Annotated in this window: 21 protein-coding genes and 1 pseudogene; 6 read left to right on the plus strand and 16 right to left on the minus strand. The window is 71.4% G+C overall.

The window, feature by feature from the left end:
* Positions 1-83 precede the first annotated feature (83 nt).
* The 5 genes and pseudogenes from OG842_RS03240 to OG842_RS45130 all read right to left on the minus strand — a co-directional run.
* Entirely contained in the window at positions 84-791 is a 708-nt protein-coding gene (locus OG842_RS03240; protein WP_266727240.1) for a serine hydrolase domain-containing protein, read from the minus strand.
* 24 nt (positions 792-815) lie between these two features.
* Positions 816-2,738, minus strand: a complete 1,923-nt coding sequence (locus OG842_RS03245; RefSeq protein ID WP_266727242.1) for a S9 family peptidase — start codon at positions 2,736-2,738, stop codon at positions 816-818.
* Positions 2,735-3,508, minus strand: a complete 774-nt coding sequence (locus OG842_RS03250) for an ABC transporter ATP-binding protein (protein WP_266727244.1) — start codon at positions 3,506-3,508, stop codon at positions 2,735-2,737. Before OG842_RS03250 ends, OG842_RS03245 begins: the two co-directional genes overlap by 4 nt.
* The gene (locus OG842_RS03255) at positions 3,505-3,954 is read right to left on the minus strand and encodes an oligopeptide/dipeptide ABC transporter ATP-binding protein (protein WP_266727246.1); all 450 of its coding nucleotides are present in this window, start codon (positions 3,952-3,954) and stop codon (positions 3,505-3,507) included. The genes OG842_RS03250 and OG842_RS03255 overlap by 4 nt, the downstream gene beginning before the upstream one ends.
* A gap of 112 nt (positions 3,955-4,066) precedes the next feature.
* Positions 4,067-4,744, minus strand: a pseudogene (locus OG842_RS45130) (ABC transporter substrate-binding protein); the annotation flags it as partial.
* 216 nt (positions 4,745-4,960) lie between these two features.
* Between OG842_RS45130 and OG842_RS03265 the strand changes: the two are divergent.
* On the plus strand, positions 4,961-5,527 hold the full coding sequence (locus OG842_RS03265; protein ID WP_266727250.1) for a DUF4291 domain-containing protein: 567 nt from the start codon (positions 4,961-4,963) through the stop codon (positions 5,525-5,527).
* A 2-nt stretch (positions 5,528-5,529) separates the two neighbouring features.
* On the opposite strand, the gene OG842_RS03270 is transcribed toward OG842_RS03265, so the two are convergent.
* The 4 genes from OG842_RS03270 to OG842_RS03285 all read right to left on the minus strand — a co-directional run bounded on the left by OG842_RS03270 (position 5,530) and on the right by OG842_RS03285 (position 8,745).
* Positions 5,530-6,546, minus strand: a complete 1,017-nt coding sequence (locus tag OG842_RS03270; RefSeq protein ID WP_266727252.1) for a hypothetical protein — start codon at positions 6,544-6,546, stop codon at positions 5,530-5,532.
* A 61-nt stretch (positions 6,547-6,607) separates the two neighbouring features.
* Positions 6,608-7,618, minus strand: a complete 1,011-nt coding sequence (locus OG842_RS03275; protein WP_266727253.1) for a phosphotransferase — start codon at positions 7,616-7,618, stop codon at positions 6,608-6,610.
* 73 nt (positions 7,619-7,691) lie between these two features.
* A complete protein-coding gene (locus tag OG842_RS03280; protein ID WP_323185697.1) occupies positions 7,692-8,159 on the minus strand; it encodes an NUDIX hydrolase in 468 nt (155 codons plus the stop codon).
* Positions 8,160-8,235: 76 nt separating this feature from the next.
* Positions 8,236-8,745 (minus strand): mycothiol transferase, encoded by a 510-nt coding sequence (locus OG842_RS03285; RefSeq protein WP_266727257.1) that lies wholly within the window; start codon positions 8,743-8,745, stop codon positions 8,236-8,238.
* Positions 8,746-8,909: 164 nt separating this feature from the next.
* Between OG842_RS03285 and OG842_RS03290 the strand changes: the two genes are divergently transcribed.
* Positions 8,910-9,851: an aminoglycoside phosphotransferase family protein gene (locus tag OG842_RS03290; RefSeq protein WP_266727259.1), complete on the plus strand. Its 942-nt coding sequence runs from the start codon at positions 8,910-8,912 to the stop codon at positions 9,849-9,851.
* A 383-nt stretch (positions 9,852-10,234) separates the two neighbouring features.
* Here OG842_RS03290 and OG842_RS03295 read toward each other — a convergent pair whose 3' ends face one another.
* The 5 genes from OG842_RS03295 to OG842_RS03315 form a co-directional block, all read right to left on the minus strand.
* Positions 10,235-11,260, minus strand: a complete 1,026-nt coding sequence (locus OG842_RS03295; RefSeq protein WP_266727261.1) for an MsnO8 family LLM class oxidoreductase — start codon at positions 11,258-11,260, stop codon at positions 10,235-10,237.
* Positions 11,261-11,418: 158 nt separating this feature from the next.
* Complete coding sequence (locus OG842_RS03300; protein ID WP_266727263.1) at positions 11,419-11,610, minus strand: DUF6381 family protein; 192 nt, start codon at positions 11,608-11,610, stop codon at positions 11,419-11,421.
* Positions 11,611-11,681: 71 nt separating this feature from the next.
* Positions 11,682-12,140 (minus strand): hypothetical protein, encoded by a 459-nt coding sequence (locus OG842_RS03305; protein ID WP_266727265.1) that lies wholly within the window; start codon positions 12,138-12,140, stop codon positions 11,682-11,684.
* A 98-nt stretch (positions 12,141-12,238) separates the two neighbouring features.
* The gene (locus tag OG842_RS03310; protein WP_266727267.1) at positions 12,239-13,072 is read right to left on the minus strand and encodes a hypothetical protein; all 834 of its coding nucleotides are present in this window, start codon (positions 13,070-13,072) and stop codon (positions 12,239-12,241) included.
* A gap of 167 nt (positions 13,073-13,239) precedes the next feature.
* Positions 13,240-14,694 carry a M60 family metallopeptidase gene (locus OG842_RS03315; protein ID WP_266727269.1) on the minus strand — a complete coding sequence of 485 codons (1,455 nt, stop codon included), beginning with the start codon at positions 14,692-14,694 and terminating at the stop codon, positions 13,240-13,242.
* Between the two features lie 518 nt (positions 14,695-15,212).
* Here OG842_RS03315 and OG842_RS03320 point away from each other — a divergent pair.
* Both OG842_RS03320 and OG842_RS03325 read left to right on the plus strand, forming a co-directional pair.
* Positions 15,213-16,274, plus strand: coding sequence for a tetratricopeptide repeat protein (locus tag OG842_RS03320; RefSeq protein ID WP_266727271.1), 1,062 nt, complete (start codon positions 15,213-15,215; stop codon positions 16,272-16,274).
* Positions 16,271-17,323 carry a polyprenyl synthetase family protein gene (locus OG842_RS03325; RefSeq protein ID WP_266727273.1) on the plus strand — a complete coding sequence of 351 codons (1,053 nt, stop codon included), beginning with the start codon at positions 16,271-16,273 and terminating at the stop codon, positions 17,321-17,323. Before OG842_RS03320 ends, OG842_RS03325 begins: the two co-directional genes overlap by 4 nt.
* Positions 17,324-17,376: 53 nt before the next feature.
* Here OG842_RS03325 and OG842_RS03330 read toward each other — a convergent pair whose 3' ends face one another.
* A complete protein-coding gene (locus tag OG842_RS03330) occupies positions 17,377-18,108 on the minus strand; it encodes a 2OG-Fe(II) oxygenase (protein WP_266727275.1) in 732 nt (243 codons plus the stop codon).
* 198 nt (positions 18,109-18,306) lie between these two features.
* Between OG842_RS03330 and OG842_RS03335 the strand changes: the two genes are divergently transcribed.
* Together OG842_RS03335 and OG842_RS03340 are read left to right on the plus strand one after the other, a co-directional pair.
* Positions 18,307-19,308, plus strand: a complete 1,002-nt coding sequence (locus OG842_RS03335; RefSeq protein WP_266727277.1) for an Acg family FMN-binding oxidoreductase — start codon at positions 18,307-18,309, stop codon at positions 19,306-19,308.
* 222 nt (positions 19,309-19,530) lie between these two features.
* Positions 19,531-19,953 carry a hypothetical protein gene (locus OG842_RS03340; protein ID WP_266727279.1) on the plus strand — a complete coding sequence of 141 codons (423 nt, stop codon included), beginning with the start codon at positions 19,531-19,533 and terminating at the stop codon, positions 19,951-19,953.
* 459 nt (positions 19,954-20,412) lie between these two features.
* Here OG842_RS03340 and OG842_RS03345 read toward each other — a convergent pair whose 3' ends face one another.
* Positions 20,413-21,135, minus strand: coding sequence for a TetR/AcrR family transcriptional regulator (locus OG842_RS03345; RefSeq protein ID WP_266727280.1), 723 nt, complete (start codon positions 21,133-21,135; stop codon positions 20,413-20,415).
* Positions 21,136-21,317: the final 182 nt, after the last annotated feature.

Genomic DNA, 21,317 nt, shown 5'->3' on the forward strand with positions numbered 1-21,317 from the left:
TCTCGCCGGTTCGTCCAGGGGGTCCTGGATCAGCACCCCGGTGACGGTGCGGGCCGGGTCGGCTTCCCCGGCCACCACTTCGATCAGCGTCGACCCGAGATCGTTGAGGATCCGGCCGAGCGCATCAGCCCCCACACGGGTGCCTGCGCCGGCGGGCTCCCCAGGTGCCCGATGGCGGCGCGGAAGCGCAGCACCTCCTCCGGCAGGGTCGCGGTGTGCGTCAGGCCGAGCGGCCGGTACAGGCGCTCGCGCATCAACTCGTCCCACTGGACGCCGGTGACGACCTCCAGCACCCGGCCGAGCAGGCTGAAGCCCGCGTTGCAGTACGACATGGTGGCGCCGAGCGGGTGGTTGGGGGTGGTGTCGCCCAGCAGGGCGACGTACTTCTCCAGACAGTCGTCGCCCCGGCCGGTGTCGGTGAAGAGGTCGCCGTCGATGCCACTGGTGTGGGTCAGGAGATGCCGCAGCGTCAGACCCTGGGTCAACTCTTCGTTGGGCAAGCCCAGTTCGGGGAGTACGGCGACGATGGGGGCGTCCAGGTCGAGGACGCCCTCGTCGACCAGGGCCATGGCCACCGTGGTCGTCCAGACCTTGGAGATCGAACCGATCTGGAAGAGGGTGTCGGTGGTCGCCCCGATCCCGGCCTCGGTGTTGGCCAGGCCGACGGCGGTCTCGGCGACGATCTCGCCGCGGTGCAGGATCGCGAGGCCGGCTCCGGGTACGGAGCGACGGGCGGCGAGTTCGGTGAGCCGGGTGGTCCAGCGGGCTGACAGCTCGGTGGTGTCGGTCATGTCGTACTCCGATTTCCGTCTCGTTCAGCGGTTGGTGTGCGTGGTGACCCAGTCGACAAGCCTGCGGGAGTAGTCCTCCCGGTGCGAGGGCCGGCCGTCCAGGAGGAAGAGATGGGAGCTGCCCGGGTAAACGACCAACTGGGCCGGTACGTGCCTGGTGCGCAGCGCGTGGAACCACTGTTCGGCCTGGCCGACCGGGCAGGTGTCGTCCGCGCCGCCGTGCAGGATCAGGGTGGGGGCGCGTACGGCGTCGGCGTGGCTGAGTGGCGAGAGTTCCGTCATCCGTGCCGGGTCGCCGATCTCGTGGTCGGCGATCAGATGGCCCTCCTCGGAGGTGCCGGCCATGCTCTTCAGGTCGACCAGGACTCCGCCCGGGACGACGGCGGCGAACCGGTCGGTGCGGGTGGAGAGCCAGCAGCTCAGATAGCCGCCGTAGCTGTAGCCGGTGAGGGCGATCCGTGCCGGGTCGACGAGCCCCTCGTCGACCAGGGCGGCGACCGGTTGCAGGACGTCCTGTTCGTCCGTCTCGCCCCAGGCGCCCACGGCGGCGGTGTAGAACGCCTCGCCGTAGCCGTCGCTGGCGCGGACGTTCAGCGTGAGGACCGTCCAGCCCCGCGAGGCCAGCTCCTGGTGGTAGAGGTGGACAGGGTCGGAGTGCGGGGCCCAGGCGTTGTGCGGGCCGCCGTGCACGTCGACCAGGAGCGGACCGCCCGGCGGTGTGCCGACGGCGCGGGTGATCATGCCGTGCACGACCGTGCCGTCCGAGATGCCGAACTCGCGTTCGGTGACCGGGTGGAGGGCGATCTCCGGCAGCGACCGGGCCATGTGGTCGGTGAGCCACCCGGGCCGCCCCGGCTCCCCGTCGGCCCAGGCGTCCAGGTCCAGCAGCACGATCTCGCCGAAGCGCGTCGCGTCGCAGACCACGACCGCCGCCCGCCCCGCCTTGCTGACGACCGAGCAGCCGCTGACCCCGGTGCCGGCGGGCAGCGGGGAGGCGCTGATCCCGTCCGCGCCCACCCGGTACAGCCGGGTCGCACCCCGGTCCCGGGCGCAGAACACGATGTCGTCGCCGTGGAACTGCGGGAGCGCGCCCGGGTATCCGGGGCCGCCGCCCATGACGTTGCGGTCCAGGGCGGCACTGAGAGACACCGGCGCGGAGCCGTCCAGCGGCTGGCGCAGCAGCTCCGAGTGGCCGACACCGAACGAGGCACGGCCCACGACGAGCAGCGCGGACCCGTCGGGGAACCAGCCCACCGGACCGGCCAGACCGTCGGCGGGCCCGACCCGGCGGGGCTCGGACGCGTTCTCCCCGACCCCTACGACATGGGCGGCCGAGGGGCCGAAGACGGCCGCGTCCGGGGTGGTCCGCGCCGGGTAGGCGAGCCGGGTGCCGTCGGGCGACCAGCTCGGCGAGCCGACGTGCCGGTCGTCGTGCGTGAGCTGTACGACCTCTCCCGACGCCACCTCCACCACGAACAACTGGGTCCGGACCGACCCGGTCAGGCCCGCCCCGTCCGCCTTCCAGCCGAGGGCGTCGATGACCACCGGTGCGCTGTCCGCGCGACATGCCTCGGGAGCGGCGAAGGCGATGCGTGACCCGTCCGGGCTCCAGACCGGGAGGCCCGCCCCGGCCGGGCAGTCGGCGGGTGTGGTGAGCGGCGTGGCCTCTTCCCCGTCGGCGGGCAGCAGATGGAGCTGCCCCGCGCGCAGGAAGGCCAGCCGCGTCCCGTCAGGGGACCAGCGCGGCGCGGTGTCCGCCGGGCCGCGGGTGAGGCGCCGGGCCGGGCCGCCCCCGCCGCGTACCTCCCAGATCGAGCGGACCACCCGGTCGTTCCCGGCGTCCTGCGTGGTCAGGGTGTACGCGACACGTTCGCCGTCGGGGGACAGAGCGGGATCACCGGGGATCTCGAACCGGTACAGGTCGTCGATCGTCAGCGGTCGGGTCATGACGCCTCCTCGGCGAGGGCGAGTTCGGGTACGCAGGAGATGAGTTCGCGGGTCGTCGGGTGCTCCGGATGCGCCAGCACCCTTTCGGCGGGGCCGCATTCGACGAGGCGTCCGCCGTCCATCACGGCGACCTGGTCGCAGAGGTGGCGGACGACCGCGAGATTGTGGGAGATGAAGAGCATCGCGAAGCCCAGTTCGCGCTGGAGGCGGCGCAGCAGGTTGAGCACCGCGCCCTGTACGGAGACGTCCAGGGCCGAGGTGATCTCGTCCGCGATCAGCACGGCGGGCCGGGCGGCCAGGGCCCTGGCCAGCGCCACGCGTTGGCGCTGGCCACCGGAGAGGGCGTCCGGGGTGAGCGCGGCACGGGAGGGATCGAGGCCGACGAGCTCCAGGTGGCGCCCCACCTCGGCGTCGCGTGCGGCGGGGCGTTCGCGGCGGGGTGCCCGGCGCCCGGCCGCCCCGCCGGACAGTGCCTCGGCCACGGACGCGCCGACGGTCATGCGCGGGTCGAGCGAGGCGTACGGGTTCTGGAACACCAGCTGCACGGGGCTGCGCCCGTGGCGGCGGGGAGCGTCGCTCCCGTCGACCAGTACGCGCCCCGACCGTGCCTGAGCCAGCCCCACGACGGCCTTGCCGAGGGTCGACTTCCCCGACCCGGACCCGCCCACCAGTCCGGTCACCGTGCCTTCCGGCACCAGCAGGTCGACGTTGTCGACGGCGGTGAAGCGGCCGTAGCGGACCGTGATCCCGCGCAGTTCGAGTGAGCTCATGACGTCGCCTCCGTTGTGTGTGACGTGGCCGCGGCCGGCCTGACCGGGTACCAGCAGGCGACCTGGCGTCCCGGCCCGAGGTCCGTCAGTCCGGGGGCGTCGTCGTGGCAGCGTTCCCGGGCGCGTTCGCAGCGCGAGGCGAACGGACACCCGGCGCCGGTCTCCCCCGGTTCCGGCGGCCGGCCGGGGATGGTCGCCAGTTCCGTGCCGGGGTCGGTGGTCATGGTCGGGGCCGCCCCGACCAGTGCCCGGGTGTACGGGTGGGCGGCGCCGTCGAGCAGTTCGGTGACCGGGAGGTTCTCCACGATCAGACCCGCGTACATCACCAGGACCCGTTCGCAGACCTGGGCGACGACGGCGAGGTCGTGGGAGATCAGCAGCAGCGCGGCGCCGGATTCCTCGCGGACCTCGGCGAGCAGACCGAGGACCTGTCGCTGGACCGCCACGTCGAGCGCCGTGGTGGGCTCGTCGGCGATGATCAGTTTCGGCTTCCCCGTTGGACACCACCTTGACCACCACCTTGCCGGGCAGGCCCGCACCGGTGGATCCGCCGGGCCCCCAGCTGTATCCGTCCCGCTTGACGTAGGTGTAGTGGTCGCCCGGGACCGCTTCGGTCAGCCGGTAGGGGCCGCTCGCGTTGGTGGTCCTGGCCAGCGCGGCAGGCTTCGCCAGGTTCTCCTTGCACAGCAGCGGCAGCAGCCGGGCCATCTGCACGATGAACGGTGCGGGCTTCGTGGTGGTGACGGTGACCGTCCGGGCCGCCTCGTCGGCCTTGGCCACAGCGGTGACGGGGACGGAGAGGCCGAGCATCGGCGACTGGTTCCTCGGGTCGGCGATGTGGTTGTACTCGGCGGCCACGTCCTCGGCGGTGAGCGCCGAACCGTCCTCGCAGGTGACTCCGGGGCGGATGGTGAACGTCGCCGAGGTGGTCGTGGCGGACCATTTCTCGGCCACTCCGGGCACCGGCGAACCGTCGGCGTCCAGGTGCACGAGGGTGTCGTACGCGAAGGAGTTCATCGCCAGTGCGGTGCTGGCCAGTGCCGTGGTAGGGCTGAGGCTGCCGGGATCACCGGCGACGGCGACCGTCACCGCCGAACCGTCACCACCGCCGGCGGACGTACCGCCGCCGCACGCGGTCGCGGTGCAGACGAGGCCGAGCGCCGTGACCACCACTGTCGCCGCCCTGGTCCCGCGGGCCCTTCTGTTCCTGGTCTCCGTGCCTGCGGTGCCGGCCATGGTGCACCTCCGAGGGAGCGGCTCTCCGCCACCGAGTGAGGGAACAGTAGGCAGCGCCGTACCGGCTCCGAGTGGTCGTGACGCACAAAAAAAGGCGCCCCCGACGGTGCGTCGCACCGAAGACGGACGCGAGGACACGGTGATCGCGGACGGAGGAGTCACGGCGGCGGGAAATCCGATGGCGGCGAAGATCCGCAACCTGAGAATGTCTGGCGCATGACTGCGCAGCACCAGATACGGGCCGACTACGACGCCCGGACGATCGTCGTCTATCAGGCGTACTCACCGGCGATCGCCGGACCGGCCCTGCGGGCGAACAGGTTCGTCCCGCCGTTCTCGTTCAACAGGATGACCTGGATCAAGCCGTCGTTCCGCTGGCTCATGCACCGCAGCAACTGGGCGCAGAAGCCGGGCCAGGAGCGGATTCTCGCGGTACGGATCACCCGGGCCGGCTGGGAGGAGGCGCTCTCGCAGGCGGTGCTGACGACAGCCGATCCGTCAGCTGTCGCCCAGGCTCCCGTGCACGTCCAGTGGGATCCCGAGCGCTCGCTGCGGGGAGCCGCGCTCAATCACTACAGCATCCAGGTCGGGGTGGGACGCGGTCTGATCCGTACGTTCGCCGAGGAGTGGGTCGTCGGCCTCAGCGACATCACACCCAGAGTCCAGAAGATCGCGGCGCTCAGGCAGGGCGGCCGGAGCGCGCAGGCCCAGCGGCTGCTCCCGCCGGAGCGGATCTGCCCGGTGCCCCCTGCTGTGGCGAAGCGCCTCGGCATCGACTCGTAGGGCTACTGCATCACTTGGAGCGGGGTGTGTCCGAAGGACCGCTCGCAGGAGTAGACCTGCATGGTGTAGCCGCGCCCGATGGTGATCTGGGTGGGTTCCTGCGGCTGCGGGTAGGCCACTCCGGGGGCTGCGGCCGCGGCTTCGTCCTCGGCGGGGCACCAATACCGTTCGTTGTCCCATTCGCCGCTGTCGACGGTCAGCAGTGGGCGGACGGGCCCTCCGCAGTCCGGGCACTCCATGGGCCACGGATCGCTGAAGCTCCAGTTGCCCCAGCCGCCGAGCTTCCATCCGGGCGCCACGGACAGGGCGTCCTGGTACAGGTAGTCGCGCGGCTCCTCCCAGTCCCTGACGCGTTCGGCGAGTTCCTCGGTCAGTTCGTGCGGTGCCGGGTACTCGGTGACCCGTTCGGGGTGCAGGACACAGGGGGCGGGCAGGTAGTTGTCGTCCCCGATCACCGACGGCGCGGGAGGCGTGGACAGCGGCGTACCGACTTCCGCGGCCCGCCGCCACACCAGCCGCACCCTCGGCAGGCAGTCCTCGTCGTGGTCGAAGGGACACCACAGCACCTGGAGCAGATCGGCCCCCTGCGGGCCCGGCCACAGGCCCCCGCCCTCTGCGGACGGGAGGTCGCGTGCGTACAGCTGGGCGACGGCCAGCAGGGGGACCGGCCCGTCCTGCGGGATGCGCCGACCGGTGTAGCCGACCCGGTCCACCACTTCCCGCTCCTGCGGGGTGAGGGTCAGGCCGTTTCCCTCCGCCCGTGCCCAGCCCGCGGCCAGGACACGGCGACTGTCCCGCACCTCGTCGGGTACGTGGCCGAGGTGCCACGGGCCCGCGTGCTCCGGGCAGCTGGGCCAGGGTTCGTCCCGTGGCCACAGCAATGGTCCGCCGACGGAGCTGTCCGAGACGGCCGGCTCCCCCGGGCGCGGGTGCAGCCGCACCGCCGTGCGTGCCAGCGGGGCGAGTTCCGGGAGCTCCTGGGTGATGTCCACCGGGCGAGGTGGCGTCGAACGAGGCATCAAAGCAGCGTAGTTGCCACTGCCCCGGCCCGGCCCACCGGCCTCGTCCCGCCGAACGCCCCTACAGCGGCGGCTCGGCGAGGAGTTCGAGCAGCCAGCGCGCGACCTGCGCGTCCGCTCCCCCGCTGGACGCGCCAGGGAAGAGGCGACCCCAGGAGCGGGCCCGGCCGATCGCCCCGAGCCGCCAGGCCAGACTCAGCGCCCGCCGCAGCTCGGCTGCGGTACGGCCGTCGCCGGTCCACTGTTCCAGATAGGCATCGCGCAGCCGGGGCAACGCCTCGGGCCCGAACCGCTCGCGGACCGCGAGGGCGGGGACGAGGAAGCTGCAGAAGGGGTGGGCGACGGCCGCGTCGCCCCAGTCGAAGAACGTGAAGCGGCCCGGCTCCGGCGCGAAGAGCTGGCCGTCGTGCAGGTCGGCGTGGTCGAGCGTGTCCGCGATGCCCACTCCCACGAGCTCCTCGCACCACTCGACGAGCCGAGGCCGCAGCTCGCCCAGGGCCCGGCGGTCGGCGGGCTCCAGTGCGGTGTTCCCGGCCACGATCCGGTCGTAGGTCGCCGGGAGGTCGGCAATGCGCGCGCCGGGGACCCCGAGCCGTTCGATCTCGTCGGCGTACGGAACGAGGGCACGCTGCATCCCGGCGTACTGCCGCAGCGGTTCCTCCCAGGCAATCGGATCCGTTTCGGTACGGTCCGCCGCCGCGTCGAGCGCGTCGCGGAAGAGCGTGCCGCCGTCCGGCAGCAACGACCAGCCCCGGTCCGCGTCGACGGCGAGTGGCCGCAGAACGTACCCGGGCACCCAGCGGGCCAACGCCTCGGTCAGCCCCGCCTCGAAGGCGCTGGCGGGCGGGTTGGCCTTGAACCACACGGCTTCGCCGCCCGCGACGGACATCCGTACCAACACGGACCACGGCCGCAGTCGCACCTTCCGTGGGCCGGTTTCGCGCAGCCCGTGCGCGGCGAGCCCGCGCTCCACCCATCCGAGGGCGTCCGCCCGCCAGTCCTCCCGCTCCCAGGGCGTCACCGCGTCCGGGTACCGCCCTCGGTCCACCGCCACCGTCGAATCGCTTCGCATCGCGCCATCCCACCACCGGGCCGGTCCGGCCCTCATCCGGTTTTCCAGCGGTGGTGCGCAGCGGACGACCGCCCTACTGCCGCGTCCCTTGCGTGTCGATCATCGCAAGACCGTCGATCGCCGCCGGGGAGAGCAGTGACTCCTCCAGGCCCGACAGGGGCTTCCAGCTGACCGCCGAGGTGGAGTCGTCGGTCCTGGTGACCGCGAGCGGTCCCGGTCTGAGGTCGACCCGGTAGAAGAGCCCCACCAGGTGCCAGTTCACGCCGAGCCGGTGCGCGCTGTACGAGCGGGCGTCCACCAGGTGGGCGTCCAGGAGTTCGAGGCCGGTCTCCTCGTACAGTTCGCGTGCCAGCGCCTGACGCGGCTGCTCACCGGGATCGATGCCCCCGCCGGGCAGGTGCCACAGTCCGGGAATGAAGACCGGTGAGCTGTCCGAGAGTTGGGTAAGCAGCAGCTGATGCTCCACGACGGCGATCGCATACGCCGATATTCGTGAACGTACGTCACTTCCCACGTGTGCCCTCCGGTCATCGGGGTCCACGGCTCCGACCGAACCGTGCGGTCAATCTACCGATCACGCGGCGGGGCCCGGAGAGGGCGCCCGCCGGCTCTGCCGCCTACCGGCGCTCCAGCGCTCCCCGGACGAAGGCGGCCTGACCCGCGTGCTGCAGATCGTCCGCGATGACGCTGATCAGACGCACCCCGAGACTGACCGGCGGGGACCACGCCTCGTCGACGATGCGGTCCAGGGCCTTGTCGTCGAGCCCGCTCACGAAACCGAGGGTCTGTTCGTGTACCGCGTCGTGATAGCCGAGCAGCAGCTCCGCCGAGCCCACCCGCACGGCCGCGACGTCCGCGCTGCTGTGTCCGTACCCGGTGGCCTCCTTCGCGAAGGGCAGATCGAAGCGGGAGGCCCAGTCCTCGGAGAACCAGACCTGCTCGACTCCGGCCGCGTCCGAGACGTGGTCGTCCTGGATCCGGGTGAGATGCCATACGAGCCAGCCGATGGAGTTCGCTCCGTCGTCGAGACGGGCATGGAGGTCGGCGCTCGGAAGGCCCTCGACCGCCGAGTGCACCGTCTCCCGGACGCGGGTGAACGCGTCGGTCAAAAGGTCAGCACTGTTCATGCCCTCACCCTCACCGCTGCGGGCCCGCTCCCCCGTTATCGACACGCGCCGGGCCCCGCCGTCCGCGTAGGGTGGCGGCATGCTTTGACGCCTGCCCGCAGACCGGGCACCACCGCGGCCTCCCTCGTACCCGACCGATTTCGGATCCGACGAAGGAGCGACACATGAGTACTGCCCGGCCCATCGACGTCCCTGACACGTTCGCCGCGTCCTACAGCAAGAACGGCGGTGCGTCCGCCCGCGCCTGGCTCGCCGCGCTCCCCGGGCTGGCCGAGGACTTCCTGGACCGCTGGAGCCTGCGGCTGGACGGACCCTCGGCACACGGCATGGCCTCTCTGGTGCTGCCGGTGACGCGCGCGGACGACACGCCCGCGGTGCTGAAGCTCCAGGAGGCCACCGAGGACAACATCGACGCCGCGCCGGGCCTGCGGGCATGGAACGGCAACGGAGTGGTGCACCTGCTCGACCACGACCCGGACACCGGCACCATGCTGCTCGAACGGCTGGACACCGCGCGGCCGCTGTCGGCGGTGGCCGACGAGGCGGCCGCCGTGCAGATCCTCGCCGAACTGCTGGCACGTCTGGTCGCGGTGGACGCGCCTGCGGGCTTCCGGCGGCTGGCCGACATCGCGGCGGCCATGCTCGAAGAGGTGCCGCGCAGCGTGCCGCTGCTGCACGACCCGGCCGAACGGCGGCTGGTGCGTACCTGCGCGTCTGCGGTGGCCGAACTCGTCGGCGAACCGGGCGACCGCCTGCTGCACTGGGACCTGCACTACGACAACATCCTCGCCGGGCAGCGGGAACCCTGGCTGGCCATCGATCCGGAACCGCTGGCCGGCGACCCCGGCTTCGACCTGCTGCCTGCGCTGCACAACCGCTGGGACGACGTCGTGGCGACGGGAGACGTGCCCCGCGCGGTGCTCCGCCGCTTCGACCTGCTGACCGAGGTGCTCGGCCTGGACCGGCAACGGGCGACCGGCTGGACGCTGGGGCGTGTCCTGCAGAACGCGCTGTGGGACATCGAGGACGGCGAGAGGGCCCTGGATCCGGCCCAGATCGCCATCGCCGATGCCCTGTTGGCCCGGTCACGGCCTACGGCGGGGTGAGCGCCCGGCCCGCTTCGGTAGCCGCTGAGCACGTGAGGAAGCACGCCTCGAGGCACTGGGAACGGGGCCGGCCGGCGGGCTCTCGCGAGCGCACGTCGGCCGGCCCCGTTCCGGCCAGGAGGGAGGGGTGGAAGTACGCGGATCTCGCGGTCCCTGCCGGCTTCCATGGGGCCTGCGCCCTCATGCCACGCAGTGGGTCGATCTGCCGACTTACGCATTCCAGCGGAAGCGCTACTGGCTCGACTGAGTCAAGGCATCTCCGGGGCCGTGTCACAGCCTGGTTGTGACACGGCCCCGGAGACGGCCACTGCGGTCGGGTACGACGCGGTGGATCCGCACGCTGTCCATGGACACCGCCCACGGGAAGGTCCGCGAAGGGCAGGTCACCACCCCGATCGGTGCGGGGTCAGCCGCGCCATCCGGGCCAGGCGACGCAACGAGTCGACCAGCGCCGCACGGTCGTACGTACTGGTCGTGACGAGCACCTCGTCGGCGCCGGTCTCCTTGATGGCCGTTTCGAGCTCCGTGGCGACCTCGTCCTCCGTGCCGTGGAGGTGGCCGCGCAGCCCGCTCTCGTAGAAACGGCGCTCCTTCTCCGTCATGGTTCGCGCCTCGACCTGCTCGGCGGGGACGAGCGGCGGGAAGACGCCGTGGGTCCGGGAATGGGCCATCGACCACGCTTCCGGGATCAGGAGCGCGCGGGCCTCCTCCGTGCTGCCGGCGAGGGCGATCGTCCCCGCCACGACGACATAGGGTTCGGCGGCCCAGGAGGAGGGGCGGAATTCACGGCGGTAGCGCTCGACGGCGCGCAGCAGCTTCTCACGGCCCCTGAGGTCGCCGACCACCAGTGGCAGCCCCGCAGCGGCCGCGATGCCCGCGCCCTCGCCGGTGGCCAGCAGGAACGGCGGGATGCGCAGCCCCTCGGCGGGGAGCGCGTGGACCTGCGGGTAGGACTGCTGGGTGCCGTCAAGCCAGCCGAGCAGTTCGGTGAGTTGTCCGGCGAAGTCCTCGGCAGCCGACTTGTCCCGTCCCAGCGCCCTGCGGATGCCGTCGGTGAAACCCACCGAGCGGCCGAGGCCCATGTCGATCCGGCCGGGAAAAAGGGACGCCAGAACGCCGAACTGCTCGGCCACCAGCAGCGGTTGATGATTCGGCAGCATGACGCCGCCGGTACCGACCCTGATGGTGGAGGTGGCGGCCGCGACGGCTGCGGCCAGCACGGTCGGCGCCGAGCCGGCGACACCCGGCACGCTGTGGTGCTCGGACACCCAGAAGCGGTGGTAACCGAGCGTCTCGGCCTCCTCGGCGAGGCTCACCGTGTCGCGCAGCGCCTGTGGGCCGTCGTGCCCCGTGCGGATGCGGGAACGATCGAGCACGGAAAACCGGGTGGATGCGATCACTGAGCTCACACCGTTGTTCAACGTCCGGGGCGCGCCCGCATTCCCCGTGTGCCCCCCGGCTCCCGCACGGATGCGGGAGCCGGGGACGGGGCACACGCCGGGCCTCTCCAGCTTCGCGGGCCCGTCCAGCTTCTCGGGCCTTCCCGGCCTCGCGGGCCTTGCCGACCTCACTTCATGGGGTAGATGTCCCCACTCGCCATTCCGCTGACCTGCTCACTCTCCGATTCGATCCTGCGGGCCTTCTCCTTCAGGCGCCGGCGCTCCTCGGGATCGGTGGCACGCTCGGCCTCGGCCTTCAGGTCCTTCGCCTTGGCTCGCATCTGCTGCACGCGATTGCGGAGCTCGTCCGACTCACTCATGATCACTCCTTGGATGTGCCGGCCCCCGACGCGGACCGGGCGTCGTCCGTACGGTTCCCGGCCGGTGCGTGTCAGCCACGGGACCGATGCCATGGGCATCGGGACACGGCCGTGTGCGACCGGCGCGCACCGGCACCCAGGAAACCGAGGCCGATACCCAGCATCCAGAAGTCCTTGGCCATCGGGATGCCGTTCTGGGTGGGGCGAAGGCTTCCGGGCTCCCGCAGGCCGGGTACCCGCAGGTACAGACCGACCAGTCCCCCTGAGAACCCCGCCAGCGCCAGCCCGGCCAGCCTGGTCGGCACAAAAGGGGCGAGCAGCGTTCCGCCGACCGCGATCTCCGACCAGGCGAGCAGCCGGGTGAACCTCTCCGGCTCGATCTTCTTCAGGAACGGGTAGGCGACACAGGCCATGCCATGCAGGCCCTCGGCCGTCTCCGCGTCGGCCTTCAGCATTCCCAGGCCGGAGTTCAGGATGAACGCGCCAGTGGCGAGGCGAGGGGGGACATCGCGTGGTTCGAGAGTCGTCATGGGAGCCTCCGTCCCGTTCCGGGCCCCTCGTCGAGCTTAGCCAGTGGGCGCCGGTGGCGCCTCACAAGAAGGGGGCCGGGCCGGGCGTGGTTCCGGATTCAATTGATTCGGTCGGCTGCGGGCGCGGACGCCGCTGCCGCCGCGTTGCCCGTGACCGTGACCTGCTGCCCCCGGCTCGTGGTCTGCGAGGCGGTGCTCAGGCAGCTCCCGGAGGTCGGATCGGTGACGGTGGGGAGGCTGCCCGTATGGGCGACGCCCGCCTCGGTGCCGACCGGCTTGCCGTACGTCACCGTGATCCGCTGGCCGCAGCCCGCGGAGAGGTACGGCTCGATGAACCCCTGATCGGCGTTCTTGAACCGGCCCGAGGCGGACGGCAGCCCGAAACTGCCGATGTGCGCCACCGGCGCCCCTGTCGCGGTCTCGACGACGTCCCCGGTCATCAGCTGCGTCGCACCGCTCACACCGGCCCGCTTGAGGACCAGGGAGTACATCGTCCCCGGTGTGTAGCGGAACCGGACCGCGCAGCTCACTCCGGCACCGCCGTCGGCCCCGTAGTTGCAGTGCTCGTCCGTCGTCGTGGCATCGGCGTTGAAGGAGCTGAAGATCGCCTGGAGCACACGGTTCCCGTTCGCGTCCACGGGCTTCGGCTGGAAGCCGGCGTAGGGGCGGGTGCCGCTCTCCAGAGTGGTGTAGTAGGCGAAGTAGACGCCGGATGCGTCCGGCGCGGAATCCACGGCCATCGGGAGCGTCAGCGTGGACACGGGTGTGGGTGCGTTCGTGGTCCAGCGGAGGATAGGCGTCGAGGCCCAGGACTGGCCCGCCGCGCCGACGGCGAGCAGCGCGGCGGCGGCGAGGACGGTGCCCGACCTCATGATGCTGCGCAGATGCCTGCGGGCGGGCGCACCGGAGCGGGTCAGTGATGTCGCGTTCATGTCATCTCCTTGGCTGGTGTGCTGGGCCTGTTGCCGTGTGCCGTGATGTCGTGCGTGGTGATGCGGTGCGCGATGTGCGGTGATGCGGTCTTGCGTTGTGTACGGTTCCGAGTTCTTCCGGTCCGACACCCTGCGGCTCGGGCGGGCCGCAGGGTGTCGGACTCTGATCAGTCGGTGAGCGTGCTGGGATCGACGGGCGGCTTCGGCAGCCCCAGCGCGGCGAGCGCGGCGACGCCTGCGGAATCGATCGGGAGAGCCCACCTGTGGACGAAGAAGTCGGTGAGGTCGTATCCGGCGGTGCGGCCGGCGTAGGTCGCCAGGGCCAGGTACTGGCGGGCGTTGATGACGGGATCGTGCGTGTAGTCGTCGACCGGGGCGTCGTGCTGGTGCTCACTGCGTACGAGCCGGTGCAGCTTCGGCCAGAAGTCCTCACCGAAGGCCAGCTCCAACTGCCGGAGCGGGATGAGCTTTTCGTACGCACCGAAGGTCTTCTCGTAGCTGGTTCCTTCGGCGCCGAGCTTCGGCAGCGCGGTCTGGAACGGGTTCAGCCCGGTCTTCGGGTCGACCGTCAGCAGGTTGGAGGGCTGGCCGAGGGTGCGTTGCGCGGCCAGTGAGTAGATGTTGACGGTGACCTCCGTCAACTGGTCCGCCTGGTAGGCGCCTTGCTGGTGGAGGTGGCCGAGCTCGTGGTAGAGACCCCAGCCCCGGGTGGCGAGGCCCGCCACCGTGCACAACCGGTCCATGTAGGCGCGCGGGAAACCGTTGTATCCGTGCCAGGCGTAGGCCCCCACCCCGGTGGGCACGATGCTCACCTCGTTGAAGTGGTAGCGGCCCGCCTTGGGCCGGTTGATCCGCCCCCTGCCGTCCAGACCGCTGATGCGGGCATGGCTGTCGATGACGGTGTCGAACAGCCCCATCAGCTCGGCGTGGTCCTCGCCTCGGTAGAGCAGCGCGCCTTCGCGAGTGAGGGTGAGGACCGCCTGATCGGTGATCAACTCGACCCAGGGGACGTCGATCCTCTCGTCCAGCTGCCGCTGGAAGTCGGCTTCATCGGTGCGGCCGAGTTCGAAGACCGCCATGCGCGGGGTGTTGGAGTCGAACGTGACGGCGGCACGCTCACCCTGGCCCGCGAAGCTCAGATAGACCGGACCGCCGTGGGCGTCGACGACCGTGTTGCGCCCCGGACGCAGCGGGATGGCACGCGGTTCCTGGAGTGAGGCTTCCTTGTTGTAGTAGTCGAAGGTTCCGATGTGCAACACCGGTACGCGGCCCCCCGCCGGACGGACCGTCACGGAAATGGGCTTGCCGGGCGGGGCGTACCGGCCGGTGGGAATGAAGTCGCTGGAACGAAGGGCGCGGGCCAGCCGCATACGCTCCTTCTCGGCGTCCGGGAACGCCTTGATCAGGAGCGTGTCCCCCGCACTGCGCCCGGTCTCCCGTCCGGCCTGTCTCCCGCCCTGCTGTCCGGTCTGGCGAGCGGCGGCCGGACCCGCGCCCAGCAGGGTCGCCGCACCGGCACCGGCGAGTGAGCCCAGGACTGTCCGGCGACTCAAGGCGCGCGGGGCGGGGCCGTCCGGCATGCCGGGGGGCGGGGTGGTGAACGGTGATCGGGCAGGACGCATCCGGAAACTCCCTTGGGGATCAACGGAATCGGAGGGTCGTGGGGGCTGCGCGTCAGCATGTAAGCGATTGCCATACGGCGCAAGGGGCTCTCGAATGTTTCTGTCTTTTACTATGGCCAGGGCATACGACGGCGACAGTAACCGCTGACACCGAGCGGCATTGCGGGCGAAGTCCGGGTGGGATTGCGGCGGAGTCCGTGCGGCATTACGGGTGGAGTCGGCGACACCGTGCAGTTCCGGCTCGATGGCCACGTACTGGACACGCGGCTGCGGCCTCGCCGTAGCGGCGATGTCGACTTCTGTTGGACGCGGAGCAACCTCGGACGCACGACCGTCGTCTTGATCCACAACAAGGCGGCTCGCAACGGGCAACAGCCACGAGCAGCAGCCACGTCCGACAGCCCAGACCGACCCCTCGCAAGCACCCGGGTGCACCGGCCAGGCAACTATGCATGGAATGTATACATCAAGTGCATAGCAATCCCCTGTCCTGATCCGCCCGCGCACGAAAGGCCCCCATGCACAGCAAGGCACTGGCGCCCGAGTACCAAGGCGCCCTCACCAAGATGTCGGTGAACTCCTCCCTCACAGACGTACTGGCAGAAGGAGTACGCCACTTGAGGGAGGCCGAACTGTCCGGTTCACAGGAGGAGGTGGCCCGGTGCGGGCTCGCTGTCGCCGAGGCGCACCGCCGGCTCGGCAACGTCGAGGAAGCCGATCGGGCCTGGAAGTCCAGCTACCGGTCCGCCCGCTCGGCCGGCGACCTCGGGGCGATGGCCTGGGCGCTCTGGAGCGGCGGCACCCTGGCCCGGCAGCGGGGTGAACTCAGGCTTGCCTTCCGCCTGTTGGGGCTGGCCGCCGACATGGGAAAGCGCGGCGGGGACATAGTCGCCCGCGGCTACTCCCTCGCCGGCCTCGCGGAGACCGGCCGGATCCAGGGGGACTACCGCACCGTTGCCGCGCTGCACGAGCAGTTGCTGGCCGAGGCACGGGCGCGCGGCGAGGCGCGTCACACCGTCTGGGCGCTGGAGGGCATCGCGCAGATCCACCGCAACACCGGCTCGCTCGACACCGCCCTGGCCATGTTCGAGGAGGCGGCCGAGCTCGCCGGCAACGCGGACGACCGGCGTGGCCGGGCGTGGGCCCTGCGCGGCATGGCCGACATCATCTCCTTGCGGGACGATCCGGAGCGTGCCCTCGCCCTGCTCGCGGAGGCCGAGCTCACCTGCCGTGCGATGAATTTGTCCAGCGCGCTCGCCTACAACCACAAGATGCGCGCCAACGTCCTCTTCCGCGCCGGGCGGTACGAGGAGGCGCGCGCGATGTACGAGGAAGCGCTCGGGGAGTTCCGCGCCATGACCGAACCCCGGGGCGAGGCGCTGGCCCGGCTCGGACTCGTCAAATCGCTGGCCCGGCTCGGCCGCGACCGCGACGACACCGCGGCGGATCTGCACGAGCTGCGCCGCACCCTCAGCCGGATCGGCCTGCTCAACGCCCGGGACATGGTGGACAAGGCGTACGCCGAGCTCGGCGTGGCACTGGTCGACGGCGGCACGGACGAGGAGAGCGGACGACGATGACACCACCGCCCGCAACCCGGCAGGCCGCGCCGCCGGAGGTGCTCGCCCGCTGCCGCGAGCAGGTGCGCCCGGCGCTCGCACAGGCTGTGCGTCGCCTGCATCCGTGGCACGCGGAAATGGCCGTGTTCTCCCTCGGGTGGGCCACGGCGGACGGCAGCCCCGCCCCGGGCTCACAGGGCAAGGGGGTCCGCCAGGCACTCGCGCTGCTCAGCGCCGAGGCCGCCGGCGCACCGGCCGAGGACGCGGTCGTCGGGGCGGTCGCGGTGGAACTGATCCATGTCTTCTCGCTCCTGCACGACGACATCATGGACGGCGACGAGACCCGCCGACAGCGCGCCACCGTGTGGAAGGCGTACGGAACGGGCCCGGCGATCCTCGCGGGCGACGCGCTCTTCGCGCTGGCGGTGCAGACCCTGGCCGACGCACCCGGAAGACACAGTGCGGCGGCGGTCCGGCACCTCGCCGGGACGCTGACCGAGCTGGTGCGCGGCCAGGCCGACGACCTGCTCTTCGAGTCCCGGCCCTGGCAGGGCCCCGAGGCGGTGCAGCCGCACGAGTACCGGTGGATGGCCGAGAACAAGACGGGTGCGCTGCTCGGCTGCGCGGCCGGTCTGGGCGCCGTGCTGGCGGGTGCCCCGGACGCGACCGTCGACGCACTCGCCCGGGCGGGCCGGCATCTCGGAGTGGCGTTCCAGGCGGTGGACGATCTCCTGGGGACATGGGGAGATCCCGAGGTCACGGGCAAGCCCGTGCACAGCGATCTGCGCCGGCTGAAGAAGACGTACCCCGTCCTGTCGGCGCTGGCCACGGACCACCCCGCCGCCCGCCGGCTCTCCCTGCTGCTGGGCACCGGAAACCCGCTCGACGACTCCGACGCCCGGCGGGCGGCCGAGCTCGTCGAGGAGGCCGGCGGACGCACCGCCACGCTGGCCGAGGCCCATCAGCATCTGGACATCGCCCGCCGCGGTCTGGAGGCCGTTCCGCTCGCTCCGGCCGCGCTGGGCGAGATCCTCGCTCTCTTCCCGTATCTCATCGACCGCATGGAGTGACCCGGGCCTGTCACCGGCTCCTGGCACAGGGTTCGTGTCCCCCGGACGGTCGTTCACTCGGCGTCGTGGAAGACGAGGCCCAGGGTGCGGCGCCGGCCGGAGCGGACGGTGCTGACTCCGTGCCGCATGGGCGCGGTCGACCAGCCGCGCCTGGAGGCGACCGGCCGGTCACGGGTGGTGAAGACCAGTCCGTGGCCCTGGAGCAGTGTGGTGGCCGATCCCCGGGACTGTGCGCGGGGCCGCTGCTCGGTCATGAGGAACTCACCACCGGTGTAGTCGGTGCCGGGCACATCGAGGCCGATGACGACCTGGAGCGGGAAGAGCAGCTCGCCGAATACGTCGCGGTGCAGGGCGTTCCAGTCCCCGGCACCGTAACGCAGCAGGATCTGGGCCGACTTGGACTGCCCGGCCCCGTGGCACATGCCGATCCATTCGGCCAGTTCGTCGGGCCACGGCGCGGATGTGCCCAGCTTCGTGGACCAGTCCCGGGCGATGGAAAGCAGGTGCGGGTAGAACGCCTCCCGCAACTCTCGTACCACTGCGGGCAGATCGTGGGTGAAATAGCGGTACTGGCCGGAGCCGAACCGGTGGCGGGCCATGTCGACGGTGGAGCGGAAGCGTTCGGTCTCGTCGTACAGTGCGGCGATCTCCTGGCACTGGGCGGGGGTGAGCAGCCGCCGGGTCGGTGCGCTGCCGTGTGCGGCGATCTCGTCGGTGAGCGTGGCCCAGTCGGTGGCGTCGACCCGGTCGCGCACGGTTCCGGCCGGGTGTGTTGTGTCGATCATGAGTCTGGTCCTGATTCCGGTTTCCTGGCTTCTCGGTGGCTCCTGTGGTCAATGCTGGCCTGCCCCGGGCATCGGATCCGGCGCTATTCGGACATCGCGCTGCGCGACGTGCGGCGTGCCACGTGCGGCGGGCTTCTCGCGCCGGGCCCGCCGCGCGTGGGACGGTGGAAGGACACCGTGCGCTGCGGGAGGTGCCGCATGCCTGCACAGCCGCTCGACGACACGACGCTGCGGGAACTGGTCGCCGATGCCATCGCCGCCCCGTCGATGCACAACGCCCAGCCCTGGCGGTTCCGGTACCGGCCCGCCACCCGGACGCTCACGCTCCGGGCGGAGTTCGACCGGGAGATGCCGGAGGCCGATCCGTCCACACGCGCCCTGCATGTGGGGTGCGGAGCTGCGCTGCTGAATCTTCGGGTCTCGGCGTTGCACCGGGGCCTCGACTCGGTGACCACACTGCTTCCGGTTCCCGCCGATCCGGCCGTCGCGGCGACCGTCCACCTGGCCGAGCGCTCCGGCGTACCCGGGGAGCCGGCGGATGCGGCCCTCGCCGCTCTGCATCCCGCGATCCGGAAACGTCACACCAGCCGCGCTCCGTTCGCCGACCGGGTCATCCCCGACGACGTCCGCGCGCGCCTCGTCGACGCGGCCCGCGTCGAGGGGGCCGACTTCGCCTTCCTGCCGCCGGAACACCTGGAAGCTCTGCTCGTGCTGATCCGGGATGCCGAGGGGTTCGGCCTGAGCGACCCGGCGAGGGAGGCGGAGCAGCGCTACTGGACCCGGGACGCAGAGGTGGAGGCACCGGTCGACGGCATCCCGGACTACGCCTTCGGCCCCACCGACGCATCGGGCAGAGCGGTCAACCGGGACTTCGCGGGCACGGATGCCGTTCCGGGGCGGGCGCGCGCCCTGTTCGAGAGCCGGCCACAGCTCGCCCTGCTCCGTACCGTGCGCGACCGCCCGGCGGACTGGCTGCGTGCCGGTCAGGCCCTGGAGCGCGTGCTGCTCACCGCCGTGGTGCACGGGCTCGTCGCTTCGTTCGCGACGCAGCCCCTGGAATGGCCGGAGCTCCGGCGCCTGCTGCGCGACCCGGCCCTCGGCACGGGGCACCCGCAGATGATCGTGCGCCTGGGGTACGGGCCCGAGGGGCCGCGCACGCCTCGCCGCCCCGTGGCCGAGGTGCTGGAGACCGAGCCCTGACGGCCGGAGCACGGTGCCGCCGGGAACGGCGGAACGGAATGGATGTCGGCAGGACCGACACCGGCGGCCGTCTCGGCTGCCGCCCGGACGGTCCGGGCGGCTACTAATCCGTATTAGTACCTTGACTTCCTCCATCGGCGGATTCGAAGCTGAGCGCCACCCACCGTGAGCACGCATGAGTGAGGACGCCATGAGTGAGATCACCGCAGAGGGTTCGGCCGCATGACCGGGCTGGCTGTGCCGGCCTCAGGGTTCACCGCCGGGACGCAGGGTACGGGCAGGGCTGCAGCCGCAGCCGCGGACACTTCCGGTGCCCCTGCCACTGGCCGTGCCACCGCCACCGCCACAGAACCGTTCGAGCTGCGCCATCTCAGTACGTTCGACCAGCGGCGCTATTTCACGTACCCGACCCACAACGGCTTCGTCGATGCCGACCGCATCGTGCTCGGGCAGCGCGAGACCGGGGCCACGAGCCTGTGGGAGATGAATCTGCGGTCCGGCGGGGAGCGGTTCCTGGCCCGGTTCGCCACCCCTGCGGGCGACCGGAATCCGTTCGCCTGGTGGAACATCCACTGCGGACGCCTCGTCACCTGCGCCGTGAACGCGGTCTGGCAGACCGATCTGACCCGCCCCTCGCCCGTGTAGCTCTACTCACCGCCGCCGGGCCGCGAACTCAGCGTCGTCGTCAATCTGCATCCGGCGGTCGCGCCGAGGTCTTCGCCGACCCCCAATGCAGCGCCGGCCACGGCTTGTTGTTCACACCTGCTGCTGCCGGGGATGCGCTGACCTGCGAGTTCCAGTCGCCGGGCGCCGGGCTGCGAACCCTGCGGCTGCGGGTGAAACGGCACGATTCCCGGGGTATCTACCGACTGTCGGTGAACGGCACCCCGGTCGGAGCGCCGCTCGACCTCTACAGCCCGGTCATCACCTACGACGAACCGGAGTTCGGCCAGGTACCCGTGCGGGCGGGGGCCAACACGCTCCGCCTGGCCCACGTCGGCCAGCACCCCGACAGCACCAGGTCCCCCGGGAGGTGCGCCATCGACCGCATCGGCCTGCGGCTCGCCGGTTGGTCGTGCCGTCCGGCTCGCGACGCCCGGCCCCTCAGCCGCTCGCGGGGGCGCGGGCGGCGATCGCGTCCAGCATCAGGTCCAGGGCGAAATGGAAGTTGGCGTCGTCGTCCACCGAGGCCAAGTAGGGGGCCGCCGCCGCGATATGGGGGTGGGTGGCGGCGGGGACCGCCGCGTACTCGCCGGACCAGGCGGACTCGTCGCCGCGGCGGGTCTGCGCGTCGAGCGTGGAGTAGGTGGCGTCCATGCACGACCAGGCCAGCAGGAAGTCCACCAGCGCCCGGTAGTGGCGCACCGCCTGCTCGGGCGGGAATCCCGCGTCGGACAGCGCGGTGAGGGTCATCTCGATCACCCGCATCTCGGCCGGGCGCCGTGTGATGCGTACCGTGGCGAGCACGGCGGCGCGCGGGTGCGAGAGATAGACCTTGTGCATGCGGCTGAACAGCCTGCGCAGCGTCTGCCGCCAGTCGTCGGAGGGCTCGAACCCTTCGATGCTCTCCTCCAGCAGATGGTCCGCCACCGCCAGCAGCAGATCGTCCTTGTTGCGGAAGTGCCGGTAGAGCGCCGTGGGGTCGGCGCCCAGCTGGGCGCCGATCCGGCGGAACGTCAGGGCGTCGGCGCCTTCGGTGTCCATCAGTTCGAGGCACGCCTCGACGATCAGCCGGGGACTGAGCGACGGCCGAGGGCGGCCCGAGTCGGCACGCTTCCCTTTCGCCGCCTTCGCCGCCGCGGCCCGCTTCCCCGTACGTGAATCCACTGCGCACTCCCCTCGCTCCGGTCGGCCCCATTGTGCCGTCAGCCGGGCCCTCGCACGTCATACCCTCACCCATTCGGAGTCAACCACGTTGTCATCACCGTTGACTTTGGTGTCGCCTCCCTGCCACGCTGCCGCCACCCGCACCACGCCACGGCACAGCGCGCCACGGCACGGCACATCGC

The organism is Streptomyces sp. NBC_00376 (assembly GCF_036077095.1).
Taxonomy (GTDB): Bacteria; Actinomycetota; Actinomycetes; order Streptomycetales; family Streptomycetaceae; genus Streptomyces.